Source organism: Pseudomonas sp. HLT2-19-2, from assembly GCF_054898005.1.
This window is the reverse complement of record NZ_CM142712.1, coordinates 4,904,087-4,924,370: the sequence shown is the minus strand read 5'-3', so window position 1 is coordinate 4,924,370 and position 20,284 is coordinate 4,904,087. Positions and strand designations below refer to the sequence as shown.

Here is a 20,284-nt window from a genome sequence, read left to right as displayed (position 1 = left end):
CTTGAACCTGTAGCCGAGAGCCTCGCTCTCTTTTAACGTATCCGATCCATGAACCACACCTACCGTAAGACAACCGCCTCGTTTACCGTGGCATCTCTGGCGAGCAGTTCCATGGCAGTAGCGCTTCGTAATCGGCCACCGACTCCGCATGCGGCAGCCGCTCCAGTACGTGGCGCAGCCACGTATAGGGCTCCTGGCCGTTGACCTTGGCGGTCTCGACCAAGCTGTAGATCTGCGCACTGGCGGTGGCGCCTTTGGGCGTGTCGCTGAACAGCCAAGCCTTGCGCCCAATGACAAACGGCTTTATTGCGCGCTCTGCCGGGTTGTTGTCGATCGGTAAAAATCCGGCCTCCACGTAACGCTCCAGACGGCTCCAGTTGCTGGCCAGGTAGTTCACTGCCTTGCCCAGCACACTTTGAGGGGTGACCTGAGGCTGCGTTTTATCCAGCCAGCTTTTCAACTGAGCCAGGATCGGCAGGCTCTTTTCCTGACGAACGATAAAACGCTGCTTATCGCTGACATCCTTGAGTTCACGCTCGATGCCGTACAGCTTGTTGATCATCGTCAGCGCGATATCGGCACGTCCCGTCTTGCCCTTGGGCTGCACTTTTTGCGCATCGACGAACTTGCGCCGTGCATGGGCCATGCACGCCAGCCGCTCCACACCCGGTTGCAACGCCAATGCGTTGTAACCCGCGTAATCATCAGTCATCACGTAGCCGCGATAACTTTCCAGCAGGCGCAACGGCACGTCCTGCGCACGGCTGGACGTGTAGTCGAACAGCACGACTTTTCGGTCTGGCGGCCCGCTGGCCTGCACCCACATCCAGGATTGGCTGGTAGGGTCTCGATCCGGTTCCTTAAGTACCTGGACGCGGGTTTCATCACAGTGGATGACCGGGCTTTCCAGCAATCGGTCGCGCATTAAATTCAGCAACGGTTGTAAGTGCTCTCCGCACTGGATAACCCAGCGAGCGAGAGTCTGACGCGGGATATCGATACCGTGTCGGCTCAGCACCGTTTCGAAACGATGCAGCGGTAAGCCATCGACATACTTGGTGGTCAGCAGCATCGCCAGTACGCTCGGACTGGCCATGCTCTTTTCGATCAACTGAGCAGGTTTATCAGCAGTGACCGGAGCCGTTTCACAACCACGGCAGCCGTAGACTTTGCGGATGTGTTTGATCACTCGGATCTGCATCGGCACGATGTCCAGCTGTTCGCTGGTTTCTTCACTGATCACATGCTTGCGGCAACCGCAGGCACAGGTCAGTTCATGTTCTGGCAGTTCGTGGATGACTTCGATGCGCGGCAGATCAGCCGACAGTGGCTTGCGTTTGCCACGACGTGGCGTCGGAGCAACCACTTCTTCGTCAGCGTCGCCGACTGAAGGCATCGGCTCGCTTTCGGGCTCGTTGAATAACGCGAGTTGAGGCGTGTTGGGTTCAACGGTCTGCTCGGATTTACGTCCGAATAAACGGTCGCGCAGCAACTTGATCTGTTCTTTTAGATCGACGATATGAGTCTGGTATGCCTCAGCCGTTGCCTGCTGACGGCTGAGTGCCTCAAGCAACATTTGCTTGAGCAGAATAGGGTCATCAGGGAGGTCTTCGGGCATCAAATTCATGCCCGGATTATACCCGTCAAGCGACGAATCTTGGCGTTAAAACCTTGTGAGGACGGTTGCGCCAGAGATCAAATCCATCCAGTAGCCAGTTAAGTTCCTGAACGGTCAGCACGATAGCCTCGTCCACCTCATCAGGTGAACTTTTAAAACGCTCGGACTCCAGGCGCTTGAGCCAAAGGCAGAAGCCGTTGCGCTCCCAGTACAACACTTTGACGCGGTTACGGTGGCGATTCAGGAAAACAAAGAGCACGGGGTCAAACACCGCGACCTTGATATCCAGTTCGACCAGCGCAGCCAGGCCATCGATGGACTTTCGAAAGTCTACCGGCTTTGGATAGAGGTACACTTTTTCAACGCTGGCATTGGGACGCATCATGGTGATGGGCTCCTCATGGAAATCGGGAGCACAGCATCAGCCGTCAGCTATCCGCTTGGAATGTGGGGTTCATGGATCCCTTACCTTTTAACAATGTGGCGAAAATGAATGTGCAGCGATCAATGAGTCGAGCGGATATTCTCGCGTCGGGCACGTGTTTGCCCGTGGTCACGAGATGGCCTTCATGGGGCTTGGCCTCGCTTGGGGCTGCTTGTTACTGACAGTCGGTGGAGTACGCGGGGCGGTGACGTTTGGCACAAAACCGCCGAAGCAGCCATTCATGCGCTCGAAGCTGAAGAGGCCAATCCTCAGGATGCTGCCCAGTTAGCGTTGCCGCCGAACTCAAGGCGCGGATCATGTCCATTATCGACATCAGCTGGAAGAGTTCAACGATTCGGCGGAGGCTCAGGCGCTGGCGTTTCAGATGAATTTGCTGGAGCGGCGTTTGCGATTGAAAGCGTTGCGAGCGCAGCGCCTGGAGTTATATAAGCTCAGTCGTCATCACCAGATTGGTGATGATGTGTTGCGAGAAGTGTTGTTTGAACTGGATTTGAGTGAGGCCAATCTTGGTGTGGTGAAATAGACGGTGCTCACTCGACTCTATGACCGCTTGACTGCTAACGTTTGGGATAAAGCAACTTCATGAGTTTTATATCTTTTTTACTAATCTTTCGGTTGATAGGGATTTCCCAATCGCCCAGTGTCAGTGTGTTAGCCACCGGGTGGTGCATGATGGACTTCTTGTCGTAAGGCGTATAAATAGCTTCGATTGTATTGAAAGGCTCAAAGAGGTTACTATCGACATCTTCTTTGGTCAGTGGACCCATCTCTCGGTTTTGGTAGAACTCATACACTTTCGGTTTGTCCCAGGGAATATTCGCCTCGGGGTGTTGATGTTCGTGCATCGCGCCTAATGCATGTCCGAATTCATGAATCACGATCACTTCGAAGTCTTCATGTTCAGGTTTGACGCCGAGATCCATGGTTGGCCAGTCCGGATGAATCAATAGCGCATCGGTGCCCAGCATCGAGCTGTTGTGATTGTTTTTTGTTGCGATTCGGATATCACCTTCGAGCCCCGCAACGAAATCGAAGCTCAGATTGATATGGGGCAGCCACTGGCGGGCCGCCTTGATGATCTTCTGTTTGTGTTCATCGTTGGGGCCGTCGATAAACGCGATCTTGAGTGTACGTCCGTTTGCCCACAGTTTTGAGTAATTGATCAGAGAGCGCTTGCGACGAGTGCCGCCGCCGGTACCGGCATTCTCGGGGTTCTCGTTGACGGCGGCTTCGTAGGATTGTTGATCGTCGGGCCATTGGATAAGGGTGCAGTCTTCAATACTGTTCATAGGCTACTTCTTCCTTGAAGTAAGTTGTGTGAATGCGCACGCTAATGCGCTGCATTAGAGTAGGGGGGACTCTGCAGTTCGGTGAGTTTTAATTTCGGCTGAAGTGTTACCGGGTATAAAGGTGTGCGCGCACTGCGTTGCACAGTGCGGGCGGGAGATTACTGGTTGCGGGTAATAAACGCGCGAATTCGTTCTGCGGCTTCTATACATTCGGCCAGCGGTGCGACTAAAGCCATGCGTACACGACCAGCGCCGGGATTAGCACCGTCGACGTCACGGGACAGATAAGAACCCGGCACTACCGTCACATGTTCTTCGACAAACAGGTCACGGCAAAACGCTTCATCGTCACCGCCAACGCTCGGCCACAAGTAGAAACCGCCATCCGGACGCTGCACGTCCATCACCGGGCTGAGGATTTCCAGCACCGCATCGTATTTCTCGCGATACAACGCGCGGTTGGCGCGTACGTGCACTTCGTCATTCCACGCAGAGACGCTGGCCAGTTGGGTCTGAACCGGCATCGCGCAGCCGTGATAAGTGCGATACAGCAGGAAGCCTTTGAGAATGTCCGCATCACCGGCCACGAAGCCTGAACGCAGGCCCGGCAGGTTGGAGCGCTTGGACAGGCTGTGGAACACCACGCAACGCTTGAAGTCTTTGCGGCCCAGTTCCACGCAGGCGCTGAGCAAGCCGGCCGGCGGGGTTTGTTCGTCGAAGTACAGTTCGCTGTAGCACTCGTCGGCGGCGATCACGAAGTCGTATTCGTCGGCCAGGGCGATCAGCTTTTTCAGGGTTTCAACCGGGATCAAGGCGCCGGTCGGATTGCCCGGCGAGCACAGGAACAGGATCTGGCAGCGCTTCCAGATATCGGGCGAAACCGCATCGAAATCCGGGTTGAAGCCGTTTTTGTCCAGGCACGGCAGGTAATGCGGCTTGGCCCCGGCAAGGAATGCCGCGCCTTCGTAGATCTGATAGAACGGGTTCGGGCTGACCACCAGTGCGTCGTCACCACGGTTGACCACGGTCTGGGTGAAGGCGAACAGCGCTTCACGGGTACCGTTGACCGGCAGCACATTGCGCGCCGGGTCGAGCCAGCCCTTCGGAACGCTGAAACGGCGTTCGCACCACGCAGCGATGGCTTCACGCAGGGCCGGGATGCCGAGGGTGGTCGGGTACACGGCCATCTGATCCAGATTGCTGGCCAGGGCTTCGGCGACAAAGCTTGGCGAACGGTGTTTCGGCTCGCCAATGGACAGTGCGATGGCGCGTTTGTCCGGGTTTGGCGTGACGCTGCCGAGCAGGGCGCGAAGTTTCTCGAACGGGTAGGGCTGCAATTGGGTCAGAGCGTTGTTCATCGGTACGGGGTCTCGTTCAAAGCGGCTGAATCCTGGCGCGCGGCTAGATGCTGATGTGCGACAGTTTGATATCGGGTTCGTGGCTGACGCTGAGCTGTTTGACGATCGCATCCTGCAAGCGGCTGCACAGCAGCGGGTCGGACAGCGGCTGGTTGTTCGCGTCGGTAATAAAGAACACGTCTTCCACGCGTTCGCCGAGGGTCGCGATCTTGGCGTTTTGCAGCGACAAGTCGAACTCCAGGAAGATCGTGCCGATCCGCGCCAACAGGCCGGGGCGATCCGGGGCGCTGAGCTCCAGCACCGTCACCTGGCGCTGGGCGTCGTTGTGGATCGTCACCTGTGGCGCAAACGCGAAATGCTTGAGCTGGCGCGGCACCCGACGCTGGATGATCGTCGGGTAATCGTCCGGGTTGCGCAGGGCATCGGTCAGGCCTTCGCGGATTTGCTTGACCCGTGCCGGGTTGTCGCCAATGGAGTCGCCGTCGGTGTCGAGCACGATGTAGGTGTCGAGGGTGAACTGGCTGCTGGAGGTGATAACCCTGGCGTCGTGAATGTTCAGGTTGAGCTGGTCCATCGCGGCCACCGTCACGGCGAAAAAGTCGTGCTGGTCCGGTGCATAGATGAAGATCTGTGTGCCGCCTTCGAATTCGCGCTGGGTGGTTTCCTTGATCAGCACCAGCGGCCCGCCGTCGGCCGGCTGCTGGAGGATCGCGTCACTGTGCCAGGCCACGTCGCCGGCGGTGTGGCGCAGGAAGTAGTCATCGCCCAATTGCGCCCACAGCTGCTCAACGTCGTCCGGATCGGTACCGCCGCGCACCAGAATGTCCAGCGCCGCGCTCTGGGTCTGGCGAATCTGTTCTTCGCGGTCCACCGGGTTTTCAAGGCCGCGGCGCAAGGCACGCTTGGTCTCGGTGTAGAGCTGACGCAACAGACTGGCGCGCCAGGAATTCCACAGCGTCGGGTTGGTGGCGTTGATGTCGGCGACGGTCAGCACGTACAGATAATCGAGGTGGGTTTCGTCGCCGACGATCTGCGCGAAATCGTGGATGACCTGCGGGTCGGACAAATCCTTGCGCTGGGCGGTGGTCGACATCACCAAATGGTTCTGCACCAGCCAGACGATCAGGCGACTGTCCCACACCGGCAATTGATGGCGCTGGCAAAAGGCTTCGGCATCCACTGCACCGATCTCCGAGTGATCGCCATGCCGGCCCTTGCCGATGTCGTGATACAGGCCGGCCAGGTAGATCAGCTCGGGTTTGGGCAGTTTGCCCATGAGCTTGCTGGCCAGCGGGAATTTTTCCGACACCTGGGTGTACTGCAACTTACGTAGATGTTTGATCAGGTTCAGGGTGTGAGCATCGACCGTGTAGATGTGGAACAGATCGTGCTGCATCTGCCCGACAATAAAGCCGAACTCGGGCAAGTAGCGCCCGAGGATGCCGTAACGATTCATCCGTCGCAGGTTGCGGTGGATGCCGATCTTGCACTTGAACAGCTCTATAAACAGGCTGGTATTGCGGATGTCGTTGCGGAAATCGTCATCGATCAGGTGGCGATTTTCTCGCAGCAGGCGAATGGTATCGGCGCGCACGCCTTTGATTTCCGGCTGCTGGGCCATCAGTACGAAGATTTCCAGCATGGCGAACGGTGTGCGGCGGAACACGTTGTCGTTCCGTGCCTCGATGTAACCGTCGTGCAGCTGGAATCGCGAGTTGATCGGCTGCGGCGGCGCTTCGTCTTCCGGCGCGAGGATGACTTCCTCGAAATGCTGGATGATCAGGTCGCTGAGCTGGGCAATGCTCATGACCACCCGGTAATACTGCTGCATGAAGTTTTCGATGGCTTGCTTGGCGTCATCGCCTTTGAAACCCAGCAGCCCGGCAATGGTGCGCTGGTGATCAAACAGCAAGCGGTCTTCGGAACGGCCGGCGAGCATGTGCAGGGCGTAACGAACCTTCCACAGGAATTCCTGGGAGGAGGCCAGCAGGGCGTTTTCGCTCTCGACCAGGAAACCTTCGCCGGCCAGGGCCCGCAGGTTCAGGGTGCCGTATTCACGACGGGCCACCCACAGAATCGTCTGAATATCCCGCAGGCCGCCAGGCGAGCCTTTGACGTTGGGTTCCAGGTTGTATTCGGTGTCGTTGTACTTATGGTGACGAGCCTTCTGTTCGGCGCGTTTGGCCAGGAAGAAGTCCTTGCTCGGCCACATGTGCGCGGTGCTGGTGACGTCGAGCATACGTTGGCGCAGGCGCTCGGGGCCGCAGATGGTGCGGCTTTCCATCAGGTTAGTGACTACCGTCAGGTCGGCGCGGGCCTCAACGGCGCATTCGTCCACCGAGCGCACGCTCTGACCGACTTCCAGGCCGATGTCCCACAACAGCGTCAGAAAACGCTCGATGGAATCACGGAAAACTTCGTGATCGGCGTTGTCCAGCAGGATCAGCAAATCGATGTCGGAATAAGGGTGCAACTCGCCGCGACCGTAGCCGCCGACCGCGACCAGCGTGATGTCGGCGTCTTCGCTCCAGCTGAACTGCTCCCAGGCCTTTTGCAGGATGTTATCGACGAACCAGGCACGATCCTCGATCAACCGGCGAATGTCGCGGCCGCTGCGAAAGCGCTCGTCGAGCACCTCGCGGGCCTGGCGAATCGCTTTCTTGAAGGCCGCGATCGGGCTTGCCTTCAGGGCCAGTTCCGCCTGGAACTGACCACGGTCGAAGAGTTCGGGATCCACCTGCGGCATCGATTGGCTTTCCTGTCTATAAAGCTGAGGAGCTACGCGCTCGGATCAGGCCGAAACGCGGGGGATGGTGTCATCGGCGCGCAGGGTGAAGATCTCGTAACCGGTGTCGGTCACCAGCAGGGTGTGCTCCCACTGTGCCGACAGCTTGCGGTCCTTGGTAATCGCGGTCCAGCCGTCGCCCAAGACCTTAGTGTCGGCCTTGCCCTGGTTGATCATCGGCTCGATGGTGAACGTCATGCCGGCTTTCAGTTCCATGCCGGTGCCGGCGCGTCCGTAGTGCAGGATCTGCGGCTCTTCGTGGAACACCTTGCCGATGCCGTGACCGCAGAATTCGCGAACCACGGAAAAACCGTTCTTTTCAGCGTGCTTCTGAATGACTTCACCGATGTCGCCCAAGCGGCAGCCGGGTTTGACGATTTCGATGGCCTTGTACATGCATTCCTGAGTTACATGCGACAGGCGCTCGGCCCAGACCGGGACGGTGCCGACGTGGAACATGCGGCTGGTGTCGCCGTGGTAGCCGTCCTTGATGACGGTGACGTCGATGTTCAGCGTGTCGCCGTCCTTCAATGGCTTCTCGTTCGGAATACCGTGGCAGACCACGTGATTGATCGAGGTGCAGATCGACTTCGGGAAGCCTTTGTAGTTGAGCGGGGCAGGGATGGCTTTCTGCTCGTTGACGATGTAGTCGTGGCAGAGGCGGTCCAGTTCTTCAGTGGTGATGCCCGGCTTGACATGTTCGGCAATCATTTCCAGCACATCGGCGGCCAGTTTGCCGGCGATACGCATTTTTGCGATGTCCTCGGGGGTTTTGAGGGTGACGGTCATACAGGCTCTCTCTGCGCTCGATGGCGCTTTCTAAAACGAAATGGGCGTTTCGCGATCGATCTTCGCGGCCCTGAAAAACGCGATTCTAACAGACGAGCAGCGCAAATCTGAGCCTCTGTGCATCGCTTCTCCTTATAGAATGGCGCATTCTTGGAGGATTCCAAGGGAAGGAACCAGCGCACGCGCCAGGATTTAACAATCCGGGTTCCGTTTTTTTCAGCCTTGTGATATAAAATGCGCCGCTTTCCGGGGATCCCCTGAAAAGCCTAAATCCACACACGTGTCGACACGATGACCTGGGTGCCTTCAGCTGATGCTGCTGGTTGGTCATTGGGATACGTGGAGGCCAAACCCGACTTATTAAGGAACTATCATGTCCCAAGTCAACATGCGCGATATGCTGAAGGCCGGTGTGCACTTCGGTCACCAGACCCGTTACTGGAACCCGAAAATGGGTAAATACATTTTCGGCGCGCGTAACAAGATCCACATCATCAACCTTGAAAAAACCCTGCCAATGTTCAACGAAGCTCTGACTTTCGTAGAGCGTCTGGCCCAGGGCAAAAACAAGATTCTGTTCGTCGGCACCAAGCGTTCCGCTGGCAAGATCGTTGCTGAAGAAGCAGCACGTTGCGGTTCGCCGTACGTCGATCACCGCTGGTTGGGCGGCATGCTGACCAACTTCAAAACCATCCGTGCTTCCATCAAGCGTCTGCGTGACCTTGAAGTGCAAGCCGAAGACGGTACTTTCACCAAGCTGACCAAGAAAGAAGCGCTGATGCGCACTCGCGATCTTGAGAAGCTCGATCGTTCCCTGGGTGGTATCAAGGACATGGGCGGTCTGCCAGACGCACTGTTCGTTATCGACGTTGATCACGAGCGCATCGCGATCACCGAAGCCAACAAGCTGGGCATCCCGGTTATCGGCGTAGTCGATACCAACAGCAGCCCGGAAGGCGTTGACTACATCATTCCAGGCAACGATGACGCAATCCGCGCTATCCAGCTGTACATGGGTTCGATGGCTGACGCTGTAATCCGCGGTCGCAACCACGTTGCTGGCGGCACCGAGCAGTTCATTGAAGAAGCTCCGGTAGCAGCCGCTGAGTAATTGACGCCTTGGCGTTAACTCAGTAAGCAAAAAGGGGGCTTGGCCCCCTTTTTGCCACCTCGAGAACCGTTTGTCGGCGGCGCAGTTACAGCTCTGTAACCTGCAGCAGCCAGCAAGGGTGGTTCGGGAAGAATTGATCGCCCGTTCGATCGGGTGGAATGGTTGAAAACCTATCCAAGAGGAATTTTGAAATGGCAGAGATTACTGCAGCGTTGGTTAAAGAACTGCGCGAGCGTACCGGCGAAGGCATGATGGACTGCAAGAAAGCCTTGACCAAGGCTGACGGCGACATCGAAAAAGCCATTGATGACATGCGTGCTTCCGGCGCCATCAAGGCTGCCAAGAAAGCTGGCAACATTGCCGCTGAAGGCGCGATCAGCATCAAGGAAGACGGCAAAGCTGCTGTCATCATTGAAGTTAACTCGCAAACCGACTTCCTGGCTCTGCAAGACGACTTCAAAGCTTTCGTTGCTGCCAGCGTAGAAAAAGCCTTCGCCGACAAACTGACCGACGCAGCTCCGCTGATCGCCGCTCAAGAGCCGGCTCGCGAAACACTGGTTGGTAAAGTAGGTGAGAACGTCAACATTCGCCGCCTGGCTCGTATCGAAGGCGACGTTGTAGGTTCTTACCTGCACGGCAACAAGATCGGCGTTGTTGTAGCCCTCAAAGGCGGCGACGTTGAACTGGCCAAAGACATCGCGATGCACGTAGCTGCCAGCAACCCTGAGTTCCTGCTGCCGTCGCAAGTTTCCGCTGAAGCCATCGAACGCGAAAAAGCTGTGTTCATGAGCCTCAACGAAGACAAGATCAAAGGCAAGCCAGCCGAAATCGTTGAGAAAATGGTTGCCGGTCGTATCAGCAAGTTCCTGGCCGAAGCAAGCCTGGTCAACCAGCAGTTCGTCAAGAACCCTGAAGTGACCGTTGGCGACCTGGCCAAGAAAGGCGGCGCTGAAATCGTTTCCTTCACCCGTTTCCAAGTGGGCGAAGGCATCGAGAAGCCAGTAGACAACTTCGCTGAAGAAGTTGCTGCTCAGCTGGCTGCCAGCAAGAAGTAAGACGGTTTTTTAACTGTCGCCCTGAAGAGGCTGCCCGCTCACGCGCGCAGCCTCTTTTCAGGTGGGGCGCCAATTTTTAATTGGTTTCCTTTTGGAACTGGCTTACAAAGCCATGTTCCGATGGCGCTGAAGAAGTGCCAAGCTAGAGTGAACGCCAGCTGTAAACAGCTCGCAAAGAATTTTTAAAATACGCCGCAGGAGAGATTCGCAATGGCTCAGCAGGGCAGTGGTTATCAGGCTCGCTATAAACGCATTCTACTCAAGCTTAGCGGCGAGGCCCTGATGGGCTCGGAAGAGTTCGGGATCGATCCGAAAGTTCTGGATCGCATGGCGCTGGAAGTCGGTCAATTGGTCGGCATCGGTGTTCAGGTCGGTCTGGTGATCGGCGGCGGTAACTTGTTCCGCGGTGCGGCACTGAGCGCGGCCGGCATGGATCGGGTCACTGGCGACCACATGGGCATGCTGGCCACTGTGATGAACGCCCTGGCCATGCGCGATGCGCTGGAACGTGCCAATATCTCGGCCATCGTGATGTCGGCCATTTCCATGGTTGGCGTGACCGATCACTATGATCGCCGCAAAGCCATGCGCCACTTGAACGCCAAGGAAGTCGTGATTTTCGCGGCCGGTACTGGCAATCCGTTCTTCACCACGGATTCGGCAGCGTGTCTGCGTGCAATCGAAATCGATGCCGATGTCGTGCTCAAGGCGACCAAGGTCGATGGCGTCTACACCGCTGACCCATTCAAAGACCCGCATGCCGAGAAGTTCGATCATCTGACTTACGATGAAGTGCTGGATCGCAAGCTGGGCGTGATGGATCTGACCGCCATTTGCCTGTGCCGCGACCACAAGATGCCGTTGCGCGTATTTAACATGAACAAGCCCGGCGCCCTGCTGAACATCGTACATGGCGGCGCTGAAGGGACCCTGATCGAGGAAGGCCAACAATGATCAACGAAATCAAGAAAGACGCTCAAGAGCGTATGCAGAAATCCCTGGACTCTCTGTCACATGCGTTTGGGCAGATTCGTACCGGCAAGGCGCACCCGAGCATCCTCGGTAGCGTGATGGTGCCTTACTACGGCGCTGACACCCCGTTGAGCGGCGTTGCCAACGTTACTGTAAAAGATTCCCGGACCCTGCAGGTCGTGGCGTTTGAGCGCAACATGCTCGCGGCCGTCGACAAGGCGATCCAGAGTGCTGGCCTGAACCTCAACCCGACCAACTTGGGCGAGTTGCTGTTGATCTCCATGCCTGCCCTGACTGAAGAAACCCGCAAGGGCTTCACCAAGCAGGCGCGTAGCGCTGCTGAAGACGCTCGTGTTGCCGTGCGCAACATTCGCCGCGATGCCCTGGGTGAGCTTAAGAAGCTGGTCAAAGACAAGGAAATCAGCGAAGACGAAGAGCGTCGTGGTGCAGCCGATATCCAGAAGCTGACCGACAAGGCTGAGGCTGATATCGATGCGGCCACCAAGCAGAAAGAAGCGGACCTGATGGCCGTATAAGGGTCCCGTTTTCATGGATAAGACCAAGCAGACTGCGCCGTCCGCGGTGCCGCGCCATGTCGCGATCATCATGGATGGTAACAATCGCTGGGCGAAAAAACGCTTTATGCCGGGTGTCGCCGGTCATAAAGCGGGTGTGGATGCAGTTCGTGCGGTGATCGAGGTGTGTTTCGAGGCCAAGGTCGAAGTATTGACCCTGTTCGCCTTCTCCAGCGAGAACTGGCAGCGCCCGGCCGACGAGGTCAGTGCCTTGATGGATCTGTTCTTCAAGGCATTGCGCCGCGAAGCCAAGCGCCTGAACGAAAACAACATCAGTCTGCGCATCATTGGCGACCGTTCGCGATTTCATCCCGAGCTTCAAGCTGCCATGCGTGAAGCTGAAGCAATGACGGCGGGCGCCAATCGCTTTGTTCTGCAGATCGCCGCCAACTACGGCGGTCAGTGGGACATCGCGCAGGCCGCACAGCGTTTGGCGCGGGAAGTTCAGGCCGGGCACCTGCGTCCGGAAGACATCACCCCGGAACTGTTGCAAACCTGTCTGTCGACCGGCGATCTGCCGTTGCCGGACTTGTGCATCCGTACCGGCGGCGAGCACCGCATCAGCAACTTCCTGCTGTGGCAACTGGCTTACGCCGAGTTGTATTTCTCCGACCTGTTCTGGCCGGACTTCAAACACGATGCCATGCGTAATGCGCTGGCCGATTTTGCTTCTCGCCAGCGCCGCTTCGGTAAAACGAGTGAGCAGGTCGAGGCTGGGGCCCGGGTTTAATGCTTAAACAACGAATCATCACCGCGCTGATCCTGCTACCGATTGCCCTGTGCGGTTTTTTCCTGCTCGAGGGCGCCGGTTTTGCGCTGTTCATCGGACTGATCGTGACCCTCGGTGCATGGGAGTGGGCTCGCCTGGCGGGCTTCACTGAGCAGCCGCTCCGCGTTGCCTATGCGGCAGTGGTCGCGTTGATGCTGTTTTTCATGCATATCCTGCCAGGGCTCGCGCCTTGGGTGTTGGGCGCTTCAGTGCTTTGGTGGGGTGTTGCAACCTACCTGGTGCTGACTTATCCGCGCACCAGCGAACATTGGGCCAGCGCTGTGTGCAAGCTGGTGATCGGTCTGCTGATCCTGTTGCCGGCCTGGCAAGGTCTGATTCAGATCAAACAGGAACCGTTGGGTAACTGGCTGATCATGGCGGTGATGGTGTTGGTCTGGGGCGCTGATATCGGTGCCTACTTTTCTGGACGGGCCTTTGGCAAACGCAAGTTGGCTCCGCAGGTCAGTCCCGGAAAAAGCTGGGAGGGCGTCTACGGCGGCCTGGCGCTAAGTCTGGTTATCACTGTCGTTGTCGGTCTGGTCCGCGACTGGACGGTGGCTCAGTTGTTTAAAGGTCTGATAGGTACTGCCATCATTGTGTTCATCTCGGTGGTAGGTGATCTCACCGAAAGCATGTTCAAGCGTCAGTCCGGGATCAAGGACAGCAGTAACCTGCTGCCAGGCCACGGTGGCGTGCTGGACCGTATCGACAGCCTGACGGCAGCAATTCCGGTGTTTGCCGTGCTGCTGTGGATGGCGGCACCGTGAGCCGCCCACAGCAGATTACTGTTCTGGGGGCGACCGGCTCGATTGGTCTGAGCACTCTCGATGTCATCGCTCGTCATCCTGAGCGTTATCAGGTTTTCGCCTTGAGTGGTTTCACTCGTCTGAGCGAGCTGCTGGCGCTGTGCGTTCGCCATACGCCGCGATTTGCCGTGGTGCCTGAGGCCGGTGCTGCCCGAGGCTTGCAGGATGACCTTCGCGCCGCAGGTCTGCCGACTCGCGTGCTGGTGGGTGAGGAGGGGTTGTGTCAGGTTGCCTCCGATCCTGAGGTCGATGCGGTCATGGCCGCCATCGTTGGCGCAGCGGGCTTGCGACCGACCCTGGCAGCGGTCGAGGCCGGCAAGAAAATCCTCCTGGCCAACAAAGAAGCACTGGTGATGTCCGGTGCGCTGTTCATGCAGGCGGTGCGCAAGAGTGGTTCGGTGTTGCTGCCGATTGACAGCGAGCACAACGCAATTTTCCAGTGCATGCCACAGGATTTCGCTCGTGGGCTGGGTGCAGTCGGGGTCCGTCGGATTTTACTCACAGCCTCTGGCGGTCCGTTCCGACAGACACCTATGGCTGAACTGGTGCATGTTTCCCCTGAGCAAGCGTGTGCCCATCCGAATTGGTCCATGGGGCGCAAGATTTCGGTGGATTCGGCCAGCATGATGAACAAGGGGCTTGAGCTAATCGAAGCTTGCTGGCTGTTTGATGCCAAGCCGTCCCAGGTCGAAGTGGTCATTCATCCTCAAAGCGTGATTCATTCGCTGGTCGATTACATCGACGGTTCGGTATTGGCCCAGTTAGGTAACCCTGACATGCGCACGCCGATCGCCAACGCGCTGGCCTGGCCGGAGCGAATCGACTCGGGCGTTGCGCCGCTGGACCTGTTTACAATTGCGCGGCTGGACTTCCAGGCGCCTGATGAAGAGCGATTCCCGTGTCTGCGCCTTGCGCGTCAGGCAGCCGAATCCGGCAATAGTGCGCCGGCCATGCTTAATGCGGCGAATGAAGTGGCTGTCGCGGCCTTTCTCGACGGGCGGGTTCGCTACCCGGAAATCGCGAGTATCATCGAAGAAGTCTTGAATCTTGAGCCTGTCGTTACGGTTGATGATCTCGAGGCAGTGTTCACGGCCGACGCGAAAGCGCGAGTTCTGGCCGAACAATGGTTGAGCCGTCACGGGCGTTAAGTGCTGCAATACGTTGGCCCATGCAGCACTGGATAGGATTGCGGAGAAAGTAGATGAGCGCGCTCTATATGATTGTCGGCACCTTGGTGGCTTTGGGTGTGCTGGTCACCTTCCACGAATTCGGCCATTTTTGGGTCGCGCGTCGCTGTGGGGTCAAAGTGCTGCGTTTCTCCGTGGGCTTCGGTATGCCGTTGCTGCGCTGGCACGACAAGAAAGGCACTGAGTTCGTCGTCGCCGCGATCCCGTTGGGCGGTTACGTAAAAATGCTCGATGAGCGCGAAGGCGACGTGCCTGCCGATCAGCTTGATCAATCCTTTAATCGAAAAACCGTCCGTCAACGCATCGCTATCGTTGCTGCTGGCCCGATTGCCAACTTTTTATTGGCGATGATTTTTTTCTGGGTGCTCGCAATGCTCGGCAGCGAGCAAGTGCGCCCGATCATCGGTGCAGTCGAATCCGGCAGTATCGCCGCCAAGGCGGGTTTAAACCCGGGCCAGGAGATCATCGCCATCGATGGCGAGCCAACGTCCGGCTGGGCTGCGGTGAACCTGCAACTGGTCCGTCGTCTCGGGGAGAGCGGTTCCCTGCAGTTGCTGGTCCGTGATCAGGGTTCCACGGCGGACTCGCCTCATGAGCTGGCGTTGGATAAATGGCTCAAGGGTGCCGATGAGCCGGACCCGATTCGCTCGCTGGGCATACGCCCTTGGCGTCCGGCGCTGCCACCGGTCCTCGCTGAACTTGACCCGAAAGGCCCGGCACAGGCTGCAGGCCTGAAGACCGGTGACCGACTGTTGGCTCTGGATGGCAAGGCGGTCGATGACTGGCAGCAGGTGGTGGACACGGTCCGTATGCGCCCTGATACCAAAATCATGCTGCGCGTCGAGCGTGATGGTGCTCAAATCGACATCCCTGCGACGCTGGCCGCTCGCGGCGAGAAGAAAGCACCCAGTGGTTATCTGGGTGCTGGGGTGAAAGCAGTCGATTGGCCGCCAGAGATGATTCGCGAAGTCAGTTACGGTCCTGTGGCCGCGATCGGAGAGGGTGCTCGACGCACCTGGACCATGAGCGTACTGACCCTCGATTCGCTCAAGAAAATGTTGTTCGGTGAGCTCTCGGTAAAAAACTTGAGTGGACCGATAACCATTGCTAAAGTGGCGGGCGCTTCTGCCCAGTCGGGTGTCGCTGATTTCCTGAATTTCCTTGCTTATCTGAGTATTAGCTTGGGGGTTCTGAATTTGTTGCCCATTCCTGTACTGGATGGGGGACATTTGTTGTTTTATCTGATCGAGTGGGCGCGTGGTCGCCCCTTGTCGGATCGGGTGCAGGGTTGGGGGATACAGATCGGTATCAGTTTGGTGGTCGGGGTGATGTTGCTTGCTCTGGTCAATGATCTGGGTCGACTGTAACGCTTCGCTGAATTGCGAATCTGCCGCATTTTGCGGCAGTTTGTTTATTGCCAGTTGGAATAAGAAAGGACTTCATGAAACGTCTGCTGCTAACTGCGGTTCTCACCGTATTGATGATCGCCGAAGTTCACGCCGAGTCCTTCACTATCTCTGATATTCGCGTCAATGGCCTCCAGCGGGTCTCCGCGGGTAGCGTCTTTGGTGCTTTGCCGTTGAACGTCGGTGAACAGGCGGATGATCGTCGCCTGGTGGAATCCACTCGTGCGTTGTTCAAAACCGGTTTCTTTCAAGATATCCAGCTGGGCCGAGATGGCAACGTCCTGGTCATCACGGTAGTCGAGCGCCCGTCGGTCGCCAGTATCGAGATCGAGGGTAACAAGGCGATCTCCACTGAAGACCTGATGAAAGGCCTCAAACAATCCGGTCTGGCCGAAGGCGAGATCTTCCAGCGCGCCACCCTCGAAGGTGTGCGTAACGAGCTGCAGCGCCAGTACGTCGCTCAGGGTCGCTACTCGGCCACTGTCGACACCGAAGTGGTGCCGCAGCCGCGTAACCGCGTTGCGCTGAAGGTCAATATCAACGAAGGCACGGTTGCTGCCATCCAGCACATCAACGTAGTGGGTAACACCGTCTTCCCTGATGAAGACCTGATCGACCTGTTCGAACTCAAGACCACCAACTGGCTGTCGTTCTTCAAGAACGATGACAAGTACGCTCGTGAAAAACTTTCCGGTGACCTGGAGCGTCTGCGCTCCTATTACCTGGACCGTGGCTATATCAACATGGATATCGCTTCGACCCAGGTGTCCATCACCCCGGACAAGAAGCACGTATACATCACGGTCAACGTCAATGAAGGCGAGAAGTACACCGTCCGTGACGTCAAGCTGAGCGGCGACCTGAAAGTCCCTGAAGACCAGGTCAAGTCTCTGCTGCTGGTTCAGAAAGGCCAGGTGTTCTCGCGCAAGCTGATGACTACCACTTCCGAGCTGATCACTCGCCGTCTGGGTAACGAGGGTTACACCTTCGCCAACGTCAATGGCGTGCCTCAGCCTAACGATGAAGACCACACGGTCGATATCACTTTCGCCGTTGACCCAGGCAAGCGTGCTTACGTGAATCGCATCAACTTCCGTGGCAACACCAAGTCCGAAGACGAAGTGCTGCGCCGTGAAATGCGTCAGATGGAGGGAGGCTGGGCTTCGACTTACCTGATCGACCAATCCAAGACTCGTCTCGAGCGTCTGGGCTTCTTCAAGGAAGTCAACGTCGAAACCCCAGCTGTACCGGGTGTTGATGACCAGGTTGATGTGAACTACAGCGTTGAAGAACAGGCTTCCGGCTCGATTACCGCCAGCGTCGGTTTTGCCCAGAGCGCCGGGCTGATCCTCGGTGGTTCGATCACTCAGAACAACTTCCTGGGTACGGGTAACAAGGTCAGCATCGGCTTGACCCGCAGTGAATACCAGAGCCGCTATAACTTCGGATATGTCGACCCGTACTGGACTGCTGATGGCGTGAGCCTGGGTTACAACGCTTTCTACCGCACCACCGACTACGACGATCTCGATGCCGACGTGTCCAGCTATGCCGTAGACAGCCTGGGTGCGGGCGTGAGCGTTGGTTACCCGATCAGCGAGACTTCGCGTCTGACCTTCGGCCTGAGTGCGCAACAAGACACGATCAAGACCGGTCAATACACCGTTGATGAGATCTTCGACTTCGTTAACAAGGAAGGCGACAACTACCTGAACTTCAAGGCTTCGGCCGGCTGGTCCGAGTCCACACTGAACAAAGGCGTATTGGCAACCCGTGGTCATTCCCAGAGCCTGACTCTGGAAACCACCACGCCTGGCAGTGACCTGTCGTTCTTCAAACTTGATTACCGTGGCCAGTTGTTCCAGCCATTGTCTGAAAACTACACCATGCGCCTGCACACCGAGCTGGGCTACGGCGATGGTTATGGTTCTACCGATGGCTTGCCGTTCTATGAAAACTACTATGCTGGTGGTTTCAACTCGGTTCGTGGCTTCAAGGACAGCACCCTCGGTCCTCGCAGTACCCCAAGTCGCGGTGCGGCTGTGACGGGTAACACCGGTACGCTCGCTGACCCGGACCAGGACCCGCTGCCGTTTGGTGGTAACGTTCTGGTCCAGGGTGGTGTCGAGGTGTTGTTCCCGATGCCATTCGTCAAGGATCAGCGTTCGCTGCGTACTTCGGTATTCTGGGATGTGGGTAATGTATTCGATTCCAAGTGCGAAAAAACCACGAACGCGAATGTCGGTTCAACCGCTCAAACAGCGTGCAACGAGATCAGCCTGAGCAACGTGGCCAGCTCCGTCGGTGTAGGCGTGACGTGGGTTACCGCACTGGGTCCTCTGAGCTTCGCGTTGGCCATGCCGATCAAGAAACCGGATGAAGCTGAGACTCAAGTGTTCCAATTCTCCCTCGGCCAGACGTTCTAAGCGTCTGACCCAAGATAACGACAATGGATTTTGTAGGAGTGCATCGTGCGTAAGTTGACTCAATTGGTTCTCCTGGCGACCGTACTGGTAGCAGGTCCGGCTTTTGCCGACATGAAAATCGCCGTTCTGAACTATCAGATGGCTCTGCTGGAGTCCGACGCGGCCAAGAGATACGCTGTGGATGCCGAGAAGAAGTTCGGCCCTCAGCTGACCAAACTCAAGACTCTGGAAAGCAGTGCCAAAGGCATCCAGGATCGTCTGATGGCTGGCGGCGACAAGATGCAACAAGGCGAGCGTGAACGCCTGGAACTCGAGTTCAAGCAAAAGGCCCGTGACTTCCAGTTCCAGTCCAAGGAGCTGAACGAAGCCAAAGCCGTTGCCGACCGTGAAATGCTGAAGCAGCTCAAGCCGAAACTGGACAGCGCTGTGGAAGAAGTCATCAAGAAAGGTGCTTTTGACCTGGTCTTCGAGCGTGGCGCAGTGATTGATGTCAAACCTCAGTACGACATCACTCGCCAGGTTATCGAGCGCATGAATCAGCTGAAGTAACCATGACAGCGACTATAAAGCTCGGCCAATTGGCCGAGTTCCTCGGCGCCACACTGCGTGGCGACCCGGAGAAAGAAATTACTGGGCTAGCCACTTTGCGAGAGGCTGGCCCAGCTCAGTTGAGCTTTCTCGCAAACCCCCAATACCGTAAGTACGTGGCTGACAGCCGGGCCGCAGCCCTGTTGCTGAAGGCCGTTGACGCTGAAGGTTTTGCAGGTAATGCGCTGGTGGTGCCTGATCCGTATCTGGCCTACGCGCGGGTTTCCCATCTGTTTGATCCCAAGCCAAAGGCCGCTGCCGGTATTCATCCGACAGCCGTTGTGGCAGTGGATGCAGTGGTCGATCCGGCGGCGAGCATTGGTGCCTTTGCGGTGATCGAAAGCTGTGCGCGTATTGCTGCGGGTGTGACCGTTGGCGCGCACTGCTTCATCGGTGCGCGCTGCGAGATTGGCGAGGGCGGCTGGCTGGCCCCGCGAGTTACGCTGTACCACGATGTTCGCGTCGGTAAACGGGTGGTGATTCAATCGGGTGCCGTACTCGGTGGCGAAGGTTTCGGTTTTGCCAACGAGAAAGGTGTCTGGCAGAAGATCGCCCAGATCGGTGGTGTCCTGGTCGGTGACGATGTGGAAATTGGCGTGAATACCGCTATCGATCGCGGTGCACTGGCCGATACCGTTCTGGGTAACGGTGTGAAACTCGACAATCAGATTCAGATCGCCCACAACGTCCAGGTTGGTGATCACACCGCCATGGCCGCGTGCGTGGGGATCTCCGGCAGCACCAAAATCGGCAAGCATTGCATGCTCGCCGGTGGCGTAGGGCTGGTGGGGCATATCGAAATTTGCGACAACGTATTTATCACCGGGATGACCATGGTGACCCACTCGATTACCGAAAAGGGTTCCTATTCTTCCGGTACGGCGATGCAACCAGCGGCCGAATGGCGCAAAAGCGCGGCCCGTATCCGTCAGCTCGATGACATCGCGCGGCGTCTGCGACAGCTGGAAAAGCGAGTAGGGGAAGTGACCCCTGACGGCAATGCTTCATCAGATGGCTGATACCATTTCCATATCAAGTGTGCACAGCCGCTAGACTGCCTCCTTGATTTGCTAGAGGGGTGCGCGTCAGTCGCGCGCTCCCAATC

The 20,284-nt window shown here is 57.3% G+C and carries 17 protein-coding genes and 1 pseudogene; 12 read left to right on the top strand and 6 right to left on the bottom strand.

Features of this window, described 5'->3' with window-relative positions:
* Positions 1-82: 82 nt before the first annotated feature.
* Together tnpC and tnpB are read right to left on the bottom strand one after the other, a co-directional pair.
* Complete coding sequence (gene tnpC / locus ACYZTU_RS23060; RefSeq protein WP_461965339.1) at positions 83-1,627, bottom strand: IS66 family transposase; 1,545 nt, start codon at positions 1,625-1,627, stop codon at positions 83-85.
* A 16-nt stretch (positions 1,628-1,643) separates the two neighbouring features.
* Entirely contained in the window at positions 1,644-2,003 is a 360-nt protein-coding gene (gene tnpB, locus ACYZTU_RS23055) for an IS66 family insertion sequence element accessory protein TnpB (RefSeq protein ID WP_461965337.1), read from the bottom strand.
* Positions 2,004-2,249: 246 nt separating this feature from the next.
* Between tnpB and ACYZTU_RS23050 the strand changes: the two are divergent.
* A pseudogene (locus ACYZTU_RS23050) lies at positions 2,250-2,586 on the top strand (Na+/H+ antiporter); the annotation flags it as partial.
* A gap of 34 nt (positions 2,587-2,620) precedes the next feature.
* Here ACYZTU_RS23050 and ACYZTU_RS23045 read toward each other — a convergent pair.
* The 4 genes from ACYZTU_RS23045 to map all read right to left on the bottom strand — a co-directional run bounded on the left by ACYZTU_RS23045 (position 2,621) and on the right by map (position 8,284).
* Complete coding sequence (locus tag ACYZTU_RS23045; RefSeq protein ID WP_461965782.1) at positions 2,621-3,352, bottom strand: M12 family metallopeptidase; 732 nt, start codon at positions 3,350-3,352, stop codon at positions 2,621-2,623.
* 158 nt (positions 3,353-3,510) lie between these two features.
* Complete coding sequence (gene dapC, locus ACYZTU_RS23040) at positions 3,511-4,710, bottom strand: succinyldiaminopimelate transaminase (RefSeq protein WP_461965780.1); 1,200 nt, start codon at positions 4,708-4,710, stop codon at positions 3,511-3,513.
* 43 nt (positions 4,711-4,753) lie between these two features.
* The gene (locus ACYZTU_RS23035) at positions 4,754-7,456 is read right to left on the bottom strand and encodes a [protein-PII] uridylyltransferase (RefSeq protein ID WP_461965778.1); all 2,703 of its coding nucleotides are present in this window, start codon (positions 7,454-7,456) and stop codon (positions 4,754-4,756) included.
* A 45-nt stretch (positions 7,457-7,501) separates the two neighbouring features.
* Positions 7,502-8,284, bottom strand: coding sequence for a type I methionyl aminopeptidase (map, locus tag ACYZTU_RS23030; protein WP_461965776.1), 783 nt, complete (start codon positions 8,282-8,284; stop codon positions 7,502-7,504).
* A gap of 373 nt (positions 8,285-8,657) precedes the next feature.
* On the opposite strand from map, the gene rpsB reads away from it, so the two are divergent.
* The 11 genes from rpsB (at position 8,658) to lpxD (ending at position 20,198) form a co-directional block, all read left to right on the top strand.
* The gene (gene rpsB / locus ACYZTU_RS23025) at positions 8,658-9,395 is read left to right on the top strand and encodes a 30S ribosomal protein S2 (protein WP_282376973.1); all 738 of its coding nucleotides are present in this window, start codon (positions 8,658-8,660) and stop codon (positions 9,393-9,395) included.
* 191 nt (positions 9,396-9,586) lie between these two features.
* Positions 9,587-10,450, top strand: coding sequence for a translation elongation factor Ts (gene tsf, locus ACYZTU_RS23020; RefSeq protein ID WP_461965775.1), 864 nt, complete (start codon positions 9,587-9,589; stop codon positions 10,448-10,450).
* Positions 10,451-10,660: 210 nt separating this feature from the next.
* On the top strand, positions 10,661-11,404 hold the full coding sequence (gene pyrH, locus ACYZTU_RS23015) for a UMP kinase (protein ID WP_003172271.1): 744 nt from the start codon (positions 10,661-10,663) through the stop codon (positions 11,402-11,404).
* Positions 11,401-11,958 carry a ribosome recycling factor gene (gene frr, locus ACYZTU_RS23010; protein WP_461965773.1) on the top strand — a complete coding sequence of 186 codons (558 nt, stop codon included), beginning with the start codon at positions 11,401-11,403 and terminating at the stop codon, positions 11,956-11,958. The genes pyrH and frr overlap by 4 nt, the downstream gene beginning before the upstream one ends.
* A gap of 13 nt (positions 11,959-11,971) precedes the next feature.
* Positions 11,972-12,727, top strand: a complete 756-nt coding sequence (gene uppS / locus ACYZTU_RS23005) for a polyprenyl diphosphate synthase (protein ID WP_461965771.1) — start codon at positions 11,972-11,974, stop codon at positions 12,725-12,727.
* Positions 12,727-13,533 carry a phosphatidate cytidylyltransferase gene (locus ACYZTU_RS23000; protein ID WP_461965770.1) on the top strand — a complete coding sequence of 269 codons (807 nt, stop codon included), beginning with the start codon at positions 12,727-12,729 and terminating at the stop codon, positions 13,531-13,533. Before uppS ends, ACYZTU_RS23000 begins: the two co-directional genes overlap by 1 nt.
* A complete protein-coding gene (gene ispC, locus ACYZTU_RS22995) occupies positions 13,530-14,720 on the top strand; it encodes a 1-deoxy-D-xylulose-5-phosphate reductoisomerase (RefSeq protein ID WP_461965768.1) in 1,191 nt (396 codons plus the stop codon). The genes ACYZTU_RS23000 and ispC overlap by 4 nt, the downstream gene beginning before the upstream one ends.
* 53 nt (positions 14,721-14,773) lie before the next feature.
* Positions 14,774-16,126, top strand: a complete 1,353-nt coding sequence (rseP, locus tag ACYZTU_RS22990; protein ID WP_461965766.1) for a sigma E protease regulator RseP — start codon at positions 14,774-14,776, stop codon at positions 16,124-16,126.
* Positions 16,127-16,200: 74 nt separating this feature from the next.
* Positions 16,201-18,591 carry an outer membrane protein assembly factor BamA gene (bamA, locus tag ACYZTU_RS22985; RefSeq protein ID WP_461965764.1) on the top strand — a complete coding sequence of 797 codons (2,391 nt, stop codon included), beginning with the start codon at positions 16,201-16,203 and terminating at the stop codon, positions 18,589-18,591.
* Between the two features lie 45 nt (positions 18,592-18,636).
* On the top strand, positions 18,637-19,140 hold the full coding sequence (locus tag ACYZTU_RS22980) for an OmpH/Skp family outer membrane protein (RefSeq protein WP_461965762.1): 504 nt from the start codon (positions 18,637-18,639) through the stop codon (positions 19,138-19,140).
* 2 nt (positions 19,141-19,142) lie between these two features.
* Entirely contained in the window at positions 19,143-20,198 is a 1,056-nt protein-coding gene (lpxD, locus tag ACYZTU_RS22975; RefSeq protein WP_461965760.1) for a UDP-3-O-(3-hydroxymyristoyl)glucosamine N-acyltransferase, read from the top strand.
* The last annotated feature ends 86 nt before the right edge of the window (positions 20,199-20,284 follow it).